Genomic DNA, 14,429 nt, shown 5'->3' with positions numbered 1-14,429 from the left:
GTGCCCCGACGAGCGTCGCCCTGCGTCGCGCCGAGGCTGGAGAGAGACGTATGGACATCCTGATGCTCAAAGGAAGCAGCGGCGCGGACGTCGACAAGCTGCGCACGGCGCTTGCAGCAACACTCGGCAGCGAAGCGGCCGGATTCCCCTCGCTCGGCAAGCCGGGCACTCCGATCGACGAGGACTTCGACGCGGCGATCAAGCGATGGCAGGCAGGCATCGGCGTCATCGCGGATGGCGTGGTCGGGCCGCGATGCCAGATGCTGCTGGACCTGATTCCCGACGTCGAAGCCAGCCTTTCGCTCCCGCTGACGGTGGGCAAGGTGAGCCAGGTGTTCCCGGCCACCAAGCCCGCGAACATTGCGCGCTACCTGCCCTACATCAGTTCGGCACTGGGCGTGGCGCACCTCACCGACCCCGCCATGATTCTCGGTGCGCTGGGCACCATCCGCGCGGAGACCGAAGGCTTCGTGCCGATCTCGGAGTTCCAGTCCAAGTTCAACACCGCGCCCGGCGGTCCGCCCTATGGGCTCTACGACCTGCGCAAGGACATCGGCAACGGCGCGCCGGGGGACGGCGCGAAGTACAAGGGCCGCGGCTTCGTCCAGCTGACGGGCAAGGCCAACTACGTCAAGTACGGGAAGGACGTCGGTCTTCAGCTCGCGGCCATGCCGGACATGGCCAATGCGCCTGAGATCGCAGCCGTGCTGCTCGCCCTCTTTCTCCAGGACAAGGCCACGGCGTTCCGCGCCGCGATCGCGAAGGACGACTACAAGGCTGCCCGCAGGCTGGTCAATGGCGGCTCGCACGGCCTGGACAGCTTCCGGGACGTGTTCCTCCGCGCCAAGGCCGTCTGGAAGGACGAGCTGACCATCGCCGCCGCCGGCAGCATCCCCGCGGGCAGGCCGGGCGTTGCCGCCCGACGCGCCGTGGCGAGCGCCACCCGATCGATTGCATCTCGCTCGGCCCGTCCGCGCAGCAGCAAGGACTCGTTGACCCGCAAGGATGCCGCCGACATCCGGGACCGCCTGTACATGCCGCCGGCAGTCAGCCTGCCGGACGTCTACCCGCCCATCGAACAGTTCCACTACCTGCCGAGCTACACCAGGGCCAACCTGATCCTCGCCCAGGGCCGTGAGGGGGCGTGCACCGGCTTCGGGCTCACCTGCGTGATCAACTACATGCGCTGGATCAAGGAACGCACGCCCCCGGACATGACCTCGGTCAGCCCCCGGATGCTCTACACCCTCGCGCGGCGCCACGACGAGTACGAAGGCGAGAACTACGAAGGCTCGACCTGCCGCGGCGCGATCAAGGGCTGGTTCAATCACGGCGTCTGCCTGGAATCCGATTGGCCCTACACAGCGGGCAAGGCCACGGCGCCGAAGTATGGTTTCGCCAAGCGAGCCGCGAACATCACGCTGGGGGTCTACTACCGGATCGACACCAGCTCGATCACGGACCTGCAGGCCGCGATCTCGCAGCATGGCGCCATCTTCGCGTCGGCCTACACGCACGACGGCTGGGACACCGTCCCCACGTTCGATGCTCCGTCGGATCACTCCAAAGTGCCGGTCATCGAGTTCGACGGCCGGAAGTCGGAATCGGGCGGCCACGCCTTCGCCTTCGTCGGCTACAACGAGCACGGCTTCATCCTCCAGAACTCCTGGGGCACGAGCTTTGGTGCGGGCGGCTTCGCCGTGCTGGGTTATCTCGACTGGCTGGCCAATGCGATGGATGCCTGGGTCGTGTCGCTCGGTGTTCCGCGCGTCATCGCCGGCCAGCTGGCGGCCGCGGGATCGAGCGGCGTGGATGTCGGACGCTCCGGTGCGGACAGGAGCAAGTGGTGGGACACCAGCCTCGCCTACCAGCACAGCGTCGTTCTCGGCAACGACGGCCGCGTGAGCCGGTACCTCACCGAGGACGAGCAGCCGAGAAAGCTCCAGCAGCAGGCCTACGTGCTGCCCGACGCATGGTTTCGCCAGCAAGGGGGCCAGCGCAAGCGCCTGGTCCTGTATGCGCACGGCGGCCTCAACAATGAAGCGACGGCCATCAAGCGCGCGAGCGCCATGGGACGCTACTTCATCGGGAACGGCTGCTATCCGATCCTTCTCGTGTGGAAGACCGGCCTGCTGGAGTCGTTGACCGACATCATCACGGACATGTTCCGCAAGCAGCCTGCCGTGGCCGGCGCGCCGGGCTGGGTCACGGATGCGAGCGATCTCGCCATCGAGAAGACCATCGCCCGGCCCGGAGCGAAGCCGATCTGGAGCGAGATGAAGGAGAACGCCGAACTCGCCTTCGTGGAACGGCGCGGCGGGGATCTCCTGCTGGACGCGCTATCGAACCTCGCCGGCACATGGGGCAGCGACTTCGAACTGCACGTCGCCGGCCATTCGGCCGGTTCCATCGCCATCGGCCACATGCTCAAGGCACTGGCTCTGCGGAGAGACAGTGGAAGGGACCAGGGTCTCTGGAGCAGGCTCACTTCGCTGAGCCTGTTCGCGCCGGCATGCAGCGTGGACTTCGCCAACCGCACTTATGCGAAGAACCAGGAAGTGATGCAGCGGCTCCACCTGGACATCCTCGCGGACAAGGTCGAGCGTGACGACAATGTGGCTGCGATCTATCGCAAGTCGCTGCTCTACATGGTCTCGAACGCACTGGAGGCCGACGTGCATGCGCCTATCCTCGGCCTGGACCGGGTCACGGATGCGAACGATACGGGTTGGGATGGAACCTCGGACACGGGCGATGCGCTCAAGGCCTGGCGACAGGCGGCCGAGGACAGCGCCCTCGCCGACCGGACCACGAAGGTGACGGCCTCACAGGTCAAGGCGGCGATCGACGTCAACGGCAAGCCGGTAATGATCCCCGCCGCGCACGGAAGCTTCGACAACGACATCGACGTGATAAGCCGCACCGTGCTGCGCATCACGGGGGACGCGAAGCTCGCCATGCCCATCGACGATCTGCGCGGCTTCTAGGTCGCTCAGGAATGGAGCGGCGGCAGGGTTCCCCGTGCGCCGCAGTTTTCTCTGGCGGTCGTGACTTCCTACCTTGGGAGTCCGATCCGCTCCGCGATCCAATACGGACCGCATGAACCCGATTTCACAGCGAATGAAGCCAGCCTTGAGCCTCGTCGTCGAAGAACCCATCGCCGGGCACTACTACTGGATGATCGTTCTGACGGGAGGGTGGCTTCGCCTCTCTCCCACCCTCATCGATTCCGCGTCCGGGCCGCTGCCTTCGTACCAGGCGGCGCAGGAGGCTGGGCGTCAGGTGCTGGGCGCCATCAAGGCGACGGATGATCGCCCCATTCCGAGTGGCTTCGGCGGCGCCTGGGACATCATGACGATGCCCGGCGCACTGGTCTGAGGCTTCAGCCTTTCAGGTCCTCGAGCGTCTTTCCGCTGGCCAAGGCCTCTTTCATCCAGCGCGGCTGAGGCCCGCGGCCAGTCCATGAGTGTCCGCTGCCATCGCGATAGAGCACGGACGACGGGCGGCGCTTGAACTTGCGAGTCTTGGCCTTCTTGGCCGGCGCGGCCGGAGTGCCGCTCATGAATTCGTCGAGCGATCGGCCCGAGGCCAATGCATCGCGAAGCCAATGCGGACGTGGCCCGCGACCCGACCAAGCATTGCCATCGCCATCGCTGTATTTGGCGCCCTTGACTGTGGCTGCATTCTTCGTCGCGGACTTCCGGACGGCGGCAGGCGCAGCGCCAAAACCGAGTTGGTGCGCGGTCAATCCGTAGTGATCGATCGCCACCTTGATGCGCGAGATCACGCCTGAGACCTCTTTCTCGCGAAGGGCATCGGCCTGTCGCTGCAGCGTCGCGATCTTCTTCTGAAGTTGTGAATAAGTTTGGGTCATAAGTCGTCTTTGTCTAATCAATCAAGAGGCGTAGCTTAATCCCAACGGTCATGACGCCTCCAGAAGAGTCCTTTTCCCTCTTTGAAACATCTGTTTTTCTGGGCGAACAATGCTATTTTTTTCGCCTTCAAACTCCCTCGAACGTGACAAACGCCGCGACATGTCCATCTGGTCGAACAGCACTGCCACTTCATGCGAGCTCTGGCATGCGAGGATCAAAAGCTCAAAGCAACTCGATAAGTTTGGCAAAGACGACATGAGCATTTATGTGATCGACGACCATCCACTCATGCGAGACGCAGTCTCCATGGTGCTGCGCAGGGTGCGCCCCGCGGCCAACATCGTCGAATTGGACCGACTGTCGCGATTGGACGACGCCGTCGTCAAGCACGGTGCGCCCGACCTGGTCTGCCTGGACCTGAATCTGCCGGACACCACCGGCTGCTCCGGTGTAATTGCCGTGAAGCAGTGCTTCTCGGGTGTCCCGCTCGCCGTCTATTCGGCCTCTCCTGCGGCTGACATGGAGGCGCAATGTCTCGCGCACGGTGCGGATATCTATATCGACAAGGCCAGTGGCGCCACGCAACTGACGTCATCGCTGCGAGCGCTGCTCGTCGATCCGGTCGACAACGACGCAGACTGCGATGAAGCGCTCGCCTCAGGAGATCCAATGACGAAGCGCCAGCGCCAGTTGGTGCAACTGCTCAATGAAGGACTGGGCAATCGCGAGATGGCCCAGCGTCTGGAGATCAGCGAAGACACGGTCAAGGTGCACATGTGGCGGCTGTACAAGCGCATCGGCGTCAGCAGTCGGACGCAGGCCCTGCACTACGCGAGGACGAAAGGATTACTAGGCCAGCAGGCCGATCAGTTTTCCAACGGCTCCGGGATCTGAGCAGACCGAACGCCCACCGATCAGCGAATCGTCGAAAGGCGCCCGAAGGCCGTGCCCGCGCCCATCGTGCTGGTGCATTCCTTGACCAGGGCGGCGGATTGCGTGACCTGATCGGTCATCCGCTCATTCAGTGGCCGCCAGCCGCGGTACAGGGGAACCACAAGGAACCAACCCGTTGCCCCCACGGCCAATGCGGCGCCAATGCAGACCCAGTGCATGAATTCCATTCCTCGACCTCTTCGTGTTGCGGTGGCCCTCAGTCTGCACGTTCACCCGTCCTTTGGGCATCCGCCGTTTGGCGCATCCTGAGCAGTTGCTCACGCTCTGAACCGGTCAGATATCACGATTTGCGTCGATCTCTGCGCTCGGCTTCCTGTCGATGCGCGGACTCATTCGCACGTGCACGATGCCGCGCGGGTACAGAAGCCCGCGGCGTTGGACGCCGTACTGGTTCCGGCCTTGCAGGAAGGCCGCGCTTTCGCTGGACAAGCAATGTCGCATCCCAGGCAGCCGCCAGATACCGGTGCAGCGCAAAAGTTGCCGGACTGCGGGGGCTGCATTGCGGTCGAAAGCGGTTGCCCGCAACCGCACAACAACGCCGCGACAATCAATATCAACGCTTTCATTGGACAGTTCCTTGTGTGGCCGATGGCCGATGTGTGAAATTCGTCTTCTCATCGTCGAATCTATCTTCAAGCCAGGCAGGGCGTGCAATTCGCACCGACTACAGTCTCGTTGGAAAAAAAGTCTTCAACTCGTGTGCGCGCAAGTCAGCCATGAGGCCAGCCTCACACGCCATTCATGACCTTCAAGAAACTGCGGATCACCGGGCCGGCAGCCAGCGTCTATGAGTTGGGCCAGCCCATGTGGGTTTACGACGGAAGCGTGCTCCTCGGGACGCTCGACCCCGTGCCATTGCTCAACATGGGCACGGAGATCCACGTCGAGGCCTTCACGCCCACCCGTGTCGTCCGTGACGAACGCCGCCACGTCGGCCGGCTGATTTTCCTGGAGATCTGCGCCTTCATTGCCGAGCACTTTCACCAGATCCAGGCGATCAGCTTCGTTTTCGCGCGGCAGGTCGACGTCCTGGGCGGCGGGGCGGAGCAGGCCACGTCGCGCGCTGAAACGGTGGACCGCATCGGCGCGGTCAATGTCCAGATCGCACCGAAGGCGGACGCCTTACCGGGCCACTTCGTCGTCTCGGGCGTCTGGGTCTACAGCGAGCGCAACCTCGAAACCCTCAAGATCGTGCTCGAAGAGCAGCGAGCGCTCTACCGCGCCACACCGATCGAAGCCGGCGCAAGAGACAAGCCCGGGCTCCGCGCAGCCCTCGCGCGCCTGATCGGCCGACGCAGCGATCCATAGCCGACGCTGCCGCGAAGGCACCGGTTCCCTTGTGAGTCACCCCGCACGCTCCTATGATGCGTCGATTGACCTCGCCAAGGTCGGGAGAACACCATGCTGCCCATCGAGTCGGACGTCTCACTTTCGCGTCGCATCGCATTGCAACTCGGCCTGGGCCTGGGCGCAGGCATGTTGCCTGGCATGGGAGCGGCGCAAGGCGCATGGCCCACCCGGGCGGTGACGCTGGTGGTCGGCTACCCACCCGGCGGGCAGACTGACTTCGCGGGCCGCATCCTCACGGCGGGCATGCAGACCAGTCTGGGCCAGGGTGTGGTGATCGACAACAAGCCGGGTGCCAACGGCAACATCGCCACCGACTTCATCATGAAAGCGCCGCCCGACGGCTACAAGCTGCTCGTGGGCAATGGCAGCAACATGGTGCTCAACCCGCACACCTATCGCAACACGGCCATGGCCGACCCGCTGAAGCTCGTGCCCATCGGGCTGCTGCTGACTTCGTCGCTGATGCTGGTCGTACCGTCGAGCCTCCCAGTCAAGGATCTGACCGAATTCATCGCCTGGGTCAAGGCACAGGACAAGGCGGGCACCGGCATCGACTATGCATCGGGCGGACCCGGCAGCCTCGTGCAGACCGCCATGGAGCTCTTCCGCGAGCGCATCGGCAAGCCCAAGATGAACCACGTCCCTTACAAGGGCAGCAGCCCGGCGATGACCGATCTGATCGCCGGGCGAGTCAACGCCATGTTCGACGCCTCGTCGGTGGTGGCCCCATTCCTCAAGTCCGGTCAGCTCAAGGCCCTGATGTCCACCGGCGCCAAGCGGGTGCCTGCGTTCCCGGATGTGCCGACTGCCACGGAGAAAGGCATCAAGGACTTCCAGATCATCTCCTTCATCGGGCTGTACGGTCCGCCCGGACTGAGCGCAGACATCGTCAAGAAAGTCAACACGGCGATGAACAGCGCGCTCAAGGATCCGAACGTGCAGAAGACCATCGCCGAGCGCGGCGACGATGCCGGCGGAGGCACGCCCGAGCAGTTGGGCGAGCTGACCCGCCACTACTACAAGCTGCTGGGCGAAGTCGTCCGGGCCAATGACATTCGCGCCGAGTGAGGCCTGCACCTCTGCCCACGAGAAGCCCAGAGACATTGAAGTGCCCCACTATTGGTTGATGAAATCCGAGCCCGACGACTGCTCGATCGACGATGCACTGGCCGCATCCGACGCAACGGTGCCATGGACCGGCGTGCGCAGCTTCCAGGCGCGCAACTTCATGCGTGATGGGATGCACGTCGGCGACGGCGTGCTGTTCTATCACTCGAGTTGCCCCCAGCCGGGGATCGTGGGAATCGCCCGCGTGGCATCCGGCACGCGGCCGGACCCGACGCAATTCGATCCGGGTTCGCCCTACTACGATTCGACTTCGCGGCGTGAAGCGCCGAAATGGCTGCTGCTGGATGTGCAGGCCCTGCGCAAGACCCGCCTGCTCGGCCTGCCCGAAATGCGCGCGACGCCAGAGTTGGCCGACATGATCGTGCTGCGCAGGGGCAACCGACTGTCCATCACCCCGGTCGACGAAGTGCACTGGCACCTGATCACCGACAGGATGCTGGCCTGATGGACGCTGTCAGCGTCTGAACAGGCGGTAGATCCGGTCGTAGAAATCGGAGGGAAAGGTCCAGTAGCGCGCACCGCCGGGCGACCTCTGTTCGTCGAGCCCGCGGCGCAGCGGCGGAGCGCTGAGTAGGAACTGCGCAAGCATGTCGCCGCTGACCCAGGGATCGTCGTACCAGAACGCGTGCGAACTCACCGGCAGGTTGGGAATGTCGTTGGGGTCCACGCGGATGAGGTCGAAGCGCAGTTTCTGCGATGCCTCCACCAGGAAGTTCGTCTGCTCGGCGCTCAGTTCGGTGAGGTTGGGCCGGCCGGCACGCGAAGCGCGGCCGACGATGGCGGCAAAGCGCAGCACCGAATCATTGAGGTTGGCCGCAATGCTGACGCGATCGATGATGTGGATGTACGCGCCCAGTTCGTTCACGAAGCGCCGCGTGTCGATGTCTGGCGCCGCGAAGTAGATCTGGCCCAGACGCAGGCGGGCTTGCAACGCTTCGTGCGATTCGCCTGGCCGTGGCGTCGCCAGACGTGCCAGCGCCGGGCTCAGCACCTGCGCGCCCGCGCTGTAGGCCAGCACGTCGATCCTCGATGCCTTGGTGTTCTCGGCCAGGAGCTCGACCAGCCGCGCAAAGGGTTCGACCGTCCGCGCGGCGTTGCTGACGTCCGTGAGGTAGCGAAGAATCGATCCCGCGGAAGGCCACATGAAGACCAGCACCACCATCCGACGCCCCGTGAAATGCCGGAACTGCGCCGCCTGCGCGGCCGCGCGCGGAACGGTGTTGTTGGACCCATGCACATAGATGAGCAATTCGCTGTTCGAGCTCGCTTCCAGCGCCTTGTTCACGAGTGCGAAGAAGGCCTGTGCCTCGGGTGAATCCTTCACCTCCTGCTTGGCCTTGAGCACGGCCATCTGCTCGAGACTCTCCAGATGGACGATGGGCCTCTCCGCGGGATCGTTGCTGGTGGAGAGCCGGTGAAGCGTCTCCCAGTCGAGCGTCTCGTCACCGACCCGGACATGTGCCACACCCATCCGCAGATCGTCCGTGGGCACGATCGTGTGCAGGGGCTCGGGCTCTTCGATCAACACCAGCCGGTTGGTGGCGTACAGCACGGGGACGTCGGTGGTCTTCAGCTTGGGACCGATCTTCTCGAAAGGATCGACATCGCCGTTGCTGAAGCTGACCGGCGTCGGCATGAGCCGCACATGCGAATCGCAACCGGACAGCAGACTCAGCGTCAGCAAAGCGACAACAGCCACGACAGCCTTGCCCAGGCCGGATTCGAGAGCGGATTTCATTGGCATTCTTGAACACATGGATGGACGCCACGATAGCGTTGTTTGAAGCGCTCATCATCGCCGCGGCTCGTGGCTAAGATGGCAGCCCAGCAGGACGAACGAAGGATTCGACGTGAAGGCCAAGTCACCACTGACGCTGATCATGCTCGCAGCGCTCGCCATTCCGGCGGCCGCCACGGAGTTCGAGGGGCCGACCTGGCAACTCACCGATCTTCGCGGGCTCGATGCAGGCACCCTCCCCTCGGGTCCCAAGTCGGTCACGGCGCATTTCGAGCGCGGTCGAATCAGTGGCTTCTCGGGCTGCAATCGGTACTTCGGGTCGTATGCAGTCAAGCAGGATCGCCTCGTCATCGGCTCCTTGGCGGGTTCCATGATGGCGTGCGACCCATCTTCGATGGCAGTGGAAAACGCCGTCAAGCGCGCGCTGGCCGGCACCTTCCGACCCGTCGTGGCCGACGGCCGTCTCAGCCTGACGGCGGAGAGCGGGGAGACGTGAGCGTCGTGCCGGGCATCGCGCTCACGACGGCCTGGCGACCGTTGTTGAATCCGGTGATGGTCGAGCTCAGGCCCTCCAGCGTGGGCGTGGGCTCGGCCTTGAACGACAGGATCGTTTCAAGGGAGGGCTCGTGAAGGGCTTCGCCGGCTGCAACACCTTCCGCGCTACATACAAGGTCGACGGCAACCAGATCGCAGTCGGCCCCGTGGCCACCACGCGCCGGATGTGTGCCGGCGAAGGCGTGATGCAACAGGAGCGGGAGTTCCTCTCGGCGTTGAAGTCGACGAGCAAGTGGGCCTTCAGCGGCGCCCTCCTCGACATGCATCGTCCCGATGGCGAACGTACGTTGACGGGCACCCGCGAAAGTACGCCCAACTAGTCCGACCTCACACCGCCGAGCGGATGCGGGCAGCGCATCACCATGTGTACTTGGCGCCCAGCCGGATGGTCGTGGCGCTGTAGTCCTGGCTGCCCCACTGGTAGCCCAGGTTGCCCCAGCCGGTCCAACCACGACCCAGGTCGGCATTGACCCCCACCTTCGCCTCGTAGCGATTCTTGGGGTACAGGTCCCCCAGAACCACCTGGTTGAATGCCAGAGCGCCATCCACGCTGTCATGCCACCAGTTCAGTGTGAGGTACGGCTGCCACTTGCGGCCGTCCTCTTGCGTCCAGGTGCGGTATGTGCGCAGTCCCAGGCGCGAGATCCAACCGCTCTGATTGCCGCCGTCCACGACGCGAGTGCCGTTGGTCTCGAGGACGTCGTCTTCGCTGTAGTGGAGGTAGATCAACTGCGCCTGCGGCTCGATGATCCAGTCGCTGTCCTGGCGAATCTTCATCGCATAGCCGCCTTCGCCTGACACGGTCAGCACCTTCGAGTCGTAGCGCACTTCGGGCAGCAAGTCGCCGTTTACCGTGTTCTTGAACCAGCCGTAGCTGCCCCATACATCGACGTAGGCGCCGAGCCTGCTCTCGTCGTTCTGGTACCAGGTGCCGTAGGCACCCAGATTCCAGCCGTCCGCCTTGCCACGCGATTGCGCCGTGTTGCCGGCGGCGGTCGCATCGCTGCGCGCCTCGCCATAGCCGAGCATGCCGCCCAGGTGGAGACGGCCGCGCTCGCCGCCTACGTTCCAACGCGCAAGGTCGCCGCCGCCCTGGATCAGGCTGGTGTCGGTGTCGGCGGTGAAATTGCCGTCGCGGCTGGTGGTGTCGGCGGTCCTGCCGACGACGCGTAGCCATCCGGAGCGACGCTTGTCGTCTTGATTGTCAAAGCGCTGGGTCTCGATCCATTGAGGCTCGCCCAGGCGGTCGTGCAAACTATGAACGAACATGTCGGCGGCCTGACGCTGGTTGGCAAGGTAGGCGCCGACTTCGGGACGGTACAGGGGCGCCTTGCCGATCGGCGGGGGCGGAGGCGCCACACCCGGCGGGGGCGGAGGCGCCACACCCGGCGGGGGCGGAGGCGCCACACCCGGCGGGGGCGGAGGCGCCACCTCGGGCGGGGGCGCAGGCACCACGATCTCGCGCTCCGAGCGCAGGTACCAGGCTTGCGCATTGGAGGCATCGGCACTGCCACGAAAGAGTCGGTATTCGTAGGGGCCTTCGACCACGCGGCCGCTGAGGGCGAATGCCCCCGGGGCGGTGGTGCCACCGTTGACCGTATCGATCAGCTGGATGCCGTTGCCGAGCGTCACGGCACCGGGGCCGCCCGCATTGGCGATGCGAAGCCCTGTCAGGCCCGTCGCCGTGCCGCCGTTGATGATCAGCCGATCCGACGGCGAACCATCTCCTCCCAGGAAGGTGTTCAAGCCGATCGTGCCGCCGCTGCCCGAGTAGTTGACCGCGGTCAGCGTCTTGAAGGTCGATCCCGCACCCGGAATTCCGGGCGGCGGGCTGAACATGATCTGGCTGGCAGTGTTCGTGAGGCTGGTCACATTCGAATTGCCCGTCAGCGTCCACAACGAGCCATCGCTGAAGGTCACATTGCTGGTGCTGTTCGCATCTGTGATGGCCGCCCCTTGCACGGTGGACGGGTCGACAGACAGGTTCAAGGTGGTCCGATTGCCGGTGTTGGCGCTGCTGACATTCAGCCACCGCCCGTCGTTGACGGTTGCTACCGAATTGTTGAACGTCATGTTGGTCACGCCGCCGGTGGCGGAGATCGATGCACCCTGCGGACTTGTGAGCGTCACATTGGAAAGTGCAGCCGTGTTCACCGTCGTCGCAGCGCCGGCGGATGTGAGGAAGCCGTTGCTGCCGGCGCCAGTGGCGGTCAGCTGGCTGTCGCTCAAGGTCAGCGTCGCGCCTTGGGCGACTTGCGCGCCGGGGGCGGTGGCACCGCTCGTCACCATCGCCAGGTTGTTGCCCGTGAGCGCTGAATTGAGGCCGGTCGCGATAACGCCGGGATTGGACGTCCCCGAGGTTTCGATCCTGCCTCCGGTCATGGAACCTCGTGCCCCACTCTGTACCCTGACGCCACCTCGGTGCCGCCGCCGCTCATGACGTCGATGTTGGTTGCGCTCAGCGTGGTGCCTACGTCTGTCACGTAAATACCCGTAGCAGAAGAACTCCGAACGGTCGCCTGGTCCAGTGTGACCGTCGCGCCAGCATGCGCAAAAATCCCGTGGGAACCACCCGTGCCGTTCGTCACTACAGAGATTCGGTTCCCGACGAGGGTTCCACCATTGGACTGAATCCCGACTCTGGCGGTACCGTCTGCGGTGATCGAGCTGTCAGAAATGTCGACGATTCCCCTCGTACTCAAAAGTCCGAGGCCGTCCGCAGTTTCGATCGTCACCCGCTGGAGGGTCGCTCGATCGCCCCCAACTTCAAGATGAACCCCCTGCGCATTGCTGCCGGTTGCCGTGATGGATGTATCGAAGAGGTTGACCGTTGCCACGGCACCGTTGTTAATGTTGACGACATTGGAGCCTGATCCCGTCGTCAGGAGCGTTGCATGATTGAACGTGGCCGTCGCTCCGGAAATATTGAGCAGCACGGCATACGTAGTGGCTCCTACGGTGGAAATCGAAATGGGGGAAATCGAAGTTCCGTTCAACTGAGCTATGGCAGCAGCATTGGAAAGCCGCACGCCATAGCCGGTGCCCGTCGTGTTGATGGTGACACCCGGGTTGACAATCATCGATCCCGGTCCCGATAGAAAGAGGCCGGAGGCCCCTGCACCAAGGCCCGATGTCGTGATCGTGATCGGCCCAGGCGCTGGCCCGGCCGCTGGATCGATCACCAATGTGCCACCGCCGACTTGAGCGCCGGCACCGGTCGCCGTTGACACGTTGGTGCCGCCGACGATCGTGGTCGTGCCGGTATTGACGATCACCGTGCTGGCTAGATTCCCCGGTCCGACTGTCTGGGCACGCGCGGATTCGAGGCCAATCCCAACGAGAGCGAGCGCCGTCCCGGTCGTTGCCGTTGCTCCCATCAGCGACCTGACGCCGCATGCGGTCAGAACTGCGAGATGCTGCCGCGTGAGGAGTGCGGGAACCCTGCGGATCGACTCGGACTTCAAGTGAGAGGCGGTGTTCGTGGTTGACTTCCTGCCGTGCCTGGCCATCTCGGATACGACAGCCCAAACCTGCTGCGAATCATTCCAGACAATGCTGAATACGCGATTCATGGTTCACCCCCTCTAACTCTTCTCAGACCAACCTGCGCGCCAGGATCCGTCCAACGAGGCCGTTCTCGCAAGGCGAGAGCGCATCGGGTGTCTACTACGATCGGTTTTCGGCTCGCTGTCAACCCTGTTGAATTGAAGTTGCAACTTCACGAAGCCCATGCGCTTTGAGCTCCGGCAATTGGCATTCGATCCGGGGGTCGATCGCCGTCGGGGCTACCTACTCAGAGCTTCCCGCGTCGGCTGGGCGGGACATCGGGCCTCGTCGGCTCGTGATGGGGATCGCGATCGCGATCGAGGTCAGGCGGAAAGCCGGGCACAGTGGGCACGCGCTGGGCCTCGACCCGGCTGAATTCCTGGTCGCCCTCGACGAACCGCATTTCGTGGTTGCCGAGCTGGATGATGTCGCCATCGACGAGAGCCTGGCTTTCGATGCGCTCACCATTCACGAAGGTGCCGTTCCGGCTGCCCAGGTCACTGATGGTCGTGAACGCCGCCTCGACGGTGATGACCGCATGCTGGCGACTCGCCTGGGCGGACGCGATCACGATATTGTTGTGCGCGCCCCGCCCCAGCGTGTTGTCGTGCTGATGGAGAGTGACCTGGCTGGTCTCTCCCGCGGCCGTCGTCGTGATCAGGTGGGGCATGCCGTATCGCTCTCAGTCGTCGCATGGCAATGCTATTCGCACTTCAGCTGTCGTGCGCGTGGGACGCGAGCTTTCCGACCAGTACGGCGAATCTGTCGACGAAGGCCTGGAGAAAGACCCGCGTCGATTCGTTGGCAATGTTGCCTTCGGCATCCAGCAGGTCGGGCTTGAAAGAGACATAGGCCTCGCCGCCCATCACCGTCGCGCCGAGGATACCGAGGATCTGCCGCAGGTGCTGCTGACCGACCGCAGTGCCGATAGCGCCCGGCGATGTGCCCGTGATGGCTGCAGGCTTGTCGCGCCAGACGTTCTTGTCGCTCGGCTTCGAACCCCAGTCGATCGCGTTCTTAAGAAGCGCCGGCAATGAGCGGTTGTGCTCCGGCATGACGATCAGGACCGCATCACACGCAGCCACCGCGGCGGTAAAGCGGTTCACCGTGTCAGGCCTGGCGCCTTCGAGATCACCGTTGTACATCGGCATGTCGTCGATGCGAATGTCCTCGAAGCTCAAGGTGGGCGAGCCCAGCCTCACGATGGCTTGCGCGAGCTTGCGGTTGATGGATTCGCGGCGGTTGCTCCCGACGATCACGCCGACTTTGCAGGGTAGTTTCAT

17 protein-coding genes are annotated in these 14,429 nt (G+C 64.0%); 9 read left to right on the top strand and 8 right to left on the bottom strand.

Annotated elements, in window-relative coordinates:
- Positions 1 to 50 precede the first annotated feature (50 nt).
- Together QTI04_RS11380 and QTI04_RS11375 are read left to right on the top strand one after the other, a co-directional pair.
- Positions 51 to 2,987 (top strand): C1 family peptidase, encoded by a 2,937-nt coding sequence (locus QTI04_RS11380; protein WP_286615692.1) that lies wholly within the window; start codon positions 51 to 53, stop codon positions 2,985 to 2,987.
- Between the two features lie 145 nt (positions 2,988 to 3,132).
- Positions 3,133 to 3,378 (top strand): hypothetical protein, encoded by a 246-nt coding sequence (locus QTI04_RS11375; RefSeq protein ID WP_286598452.1) that lies wholly within the window; start codon positions 3,133 to 3,135, stop codon positions 3,376 to 3,378.
- A gap of 4 nt (positions 3,379 to 3,382) precedes the next feature.
- Here QTI04_RS11375 and QTI04_RS11370 read toward each other — a convergent pair whose 3' ends face one another.
- On the bottom strand, positions 3,383 to 3,874 hold the full coding sequence (locus QTI04_RS11370; protein WP_286598454.1) for an H-NS family nucleoid-associated regulatory protein: 492 nt from the start codon (positions 3,872 to 3,874) through the stop codon (positions 3,383 to 3,385).
- 160 nt (positions 3,875 to 4,034) lie between these two features.
- On the opposite strand from QTI04_RS11370, the gene QTI04_RS11365 reads away from it, so the two are divergent.
- A complete protein-coding gene (locus QTI04_RS11365) occupies positions 4,035 to 4,769 on the top strand; it encodes a response regulator transcription factor (protein WP_336621880.1) in 735 nt (244 codons plus the stop codon).
- Positions 4,770 to 4,789: 20 nt separating this feature from the next.
- Here the strand turns inward: QTI04_RS11365 and QTI04_RS11360 are convergent, their stop codons facing one another.
- Together QTI04_RS11360 and QTI04_RS11355 are read right to left on the bottom strand one after the other, a co-directional pair.
- Entirely contained in the window at positions 4,790 to 4,996 is a 207-nt protein-coding gene (locus tag QTI04_RS11360) for a hypothetical protein (protein WP_286598455.1), read from the bottom strand.
- Between the two features lie 106 nt (positions 4,997 to 5,102).
- The gene (locus tag QTI04_RS11355; protein ID WP_286615691.1) at positions 5,103 to 5,447 is read right to left on the bottom strand and encodes a hypothetical protein; all 345 of its coding nucleotides are present in this window, start codon (positions 5,445 to 5,447) and stop codon (positions 5,103 to 5,105) included.
- Between the two features lie 123 nt (positions 5,448 to 5,570).
- Between QTI04_RS11355 and QTI04_RS11350 the strand changes: the two genes are divergently transcribed.
- The 3 genes from QTI04_RS11350 (at position 5,571) to QTI04_RS11340 (ending at position 7,752) form a co-directional block, all read left to right on the top strand.
- The gene (locus tag QTI04_RS11350) at positions 5,571 to 6,137 is read left to right on the top strand and encodes a hypothetical protein (RefSeq protein WP_286615689.1); all 567 of its coding nucleotides are present in this window, start codon (positions 5,571 to 5,573) and stop codon (positions 6,135 to 6,137) included.
- A gap of 93 nt (positions 6,138 to 6,230) precedes the next feature.
- Positions 6,231 to 7,247 carry a tripartite tricarboxylate transporter substrate binding protein gene (locus QTI04_RS11345; RefSeq protein ID WP_286598459.1) on the top strand — a complete coding sequence of 339 codons (1,017 nt, stop codon included), beginning with the start codon at positions 6,231 to 6,233 and terminating at the stop codon, positions 7,245 to 7,247.
- Between the two features lie 40 nt (positions 7,248 to 7,287).
- Positions 7,288 to 7,752, top strand: coding sequence for an EVE domain-containing protein (locus QTI04_RS11340; RefSeq protein WP_286615688.1), 465 nt, complete (start codon positions 7,288 to 7,290; stop codon positions 7,750 to 7,752).
- Positions 7,753 to 7,761: 9 nt separating this feature from the next.
- Here QTI04_RS11340 and QTI04_RS11335 read toward each other — a convergent pair whose 3' ends face one another.
- The gene (locus tag QTI04_RS11335) at positions 7,762 to 9,045 is read right to left on the bottom strand and encodes an alpha/beta hydrolase (protein WP_286598463.1); all 1,284 of its coding nucleotides are present in this window, start codon (positions 9,043 to 9,045) and stop codon (positions 7,762 to 7,764) included.
- A 112-nt stretch (positions 9,046 to 9,157) separates the two neighbouring features.
- Here QTI04_RS11335 and QTI04_RS11330 point away from each other — a divergent pair, with 112 nt between their 5' ends.
- From QTI04_RS11330 to QTI04_RS11320, 3 genes are read left to right on the top strand one after another with little or no spacing between them, the layout of a single operon-like run.
- A complete protein-coding gene (locus QTI04_RS11330) occupies positions 9,158 to 9,541 on the top strand; it encodes an META domain-containing protein (RefSeq protein ID WP_336621879.1) in 384 nt (127 codons plus the stop codon).
- Positions 9,538 to 9,675 (top strand): hypothetical protein, encoded by a 138-nt coding sequence (locus tag QTI04_RS11325; protein WP_286615686.1) that lies wholly within the window; start codon positions 9,538 to 9,540, stop codon positions 9,673 to 9,675. Before QTI04_RS11330 ends, QTI04_RS11325 begins: the two co-directional genes overlap by 4 nt.
- Entirely contained in the window at positions 9,672 to 9,920 is a 249-nt protein-coding gene (locus QTI04_RS11320; RefSeq protein ID WP_286615685.1) for an META domain-containing protein, read from the top strand. The genes QTI04_RS11325 and QTI04_RS11320 overlap by 4 nt, the downstream gene beginning before the upstream one ends.
- Positions 9,921 to 9,957: 37 nt before the next feature.
- On the opposite strand, the gene QTI04_RS11315 is transcribed toward QTI04_RS11320, so the two are convergent.
- The 4 genes from QTI04_RS11315 to QTI04_RS11300 all read right to left on the bottom strand — a co-directional run bounded on the left by QTI04_RS11315 (position 9,958) and on the right by QTI04_RS11300 (position 14,429).
- The gene (locus tag QTI04_RS11315; protein ID WP_286615684.1) at positions 9,958 to 11,982 is read right to left on the bottom strand and encodes an autotransporter outer membrane beta-barrel domain-containing protein; all 2,025 of its coding nucleotides are present in this window, start codon (positions 11,980 to 11,982) and stop codon (positions 9,958 to 9,960) included.
- Positions 11,979 to 13,172, bottom strand: a complete 1,194-nt coding sequence (locus tag QTI04_RS11310) for an ESPR-type extended signal peptide-containing protein (protein WP_286615682.1) — start codon at positions 13,170 to 13,172, stop codon at positions 11,979 to 11,981. Before QTI04_RS11310 ends, QTI04_RS11315 begins: the two co-directional genes overlap by 4 nt.
- Before the next feature lie 221 nt (positions 13,173 to 13,393).
- Positions 13,394 to 13,816 (bottom strand): FHA domain-containing protein, encoded by a 423-nt coding sequence (locus QTI04_RS11305; protein WP_286615681.1) that lies wholly within the window; start codon positions 13,814 to 13,816, stop codon positions 13,394 to 13,396.
- A 43-nt stretch (positions 13,817 to 13,859) separates the two neighbouring features.
- On the bottom strand, positions 13,860 to 14,429 hold the full coding sequence (locus QTI04_RS11300) for an NADPH-dependent FMN reductase (RefSeq protein WP_286615680.1): 570 nt from the start codon (positions 14,427 to 14,429) through the stop codon (positions 13,860 to 13,862).

This window comes from Variovorax sp. J22R115 (genome assembly GCF_030317005.1).
In the GTDB taxonomy this organism is placed as follows: Bacteria; Pseudomonadota; Gammaproteobacteria; order Burkholderiales; family Burkholderiaceae_C; genus Variovorax.
This window is presented reverse-complemented; position numbering and strand designations above follow the sequence as displayed.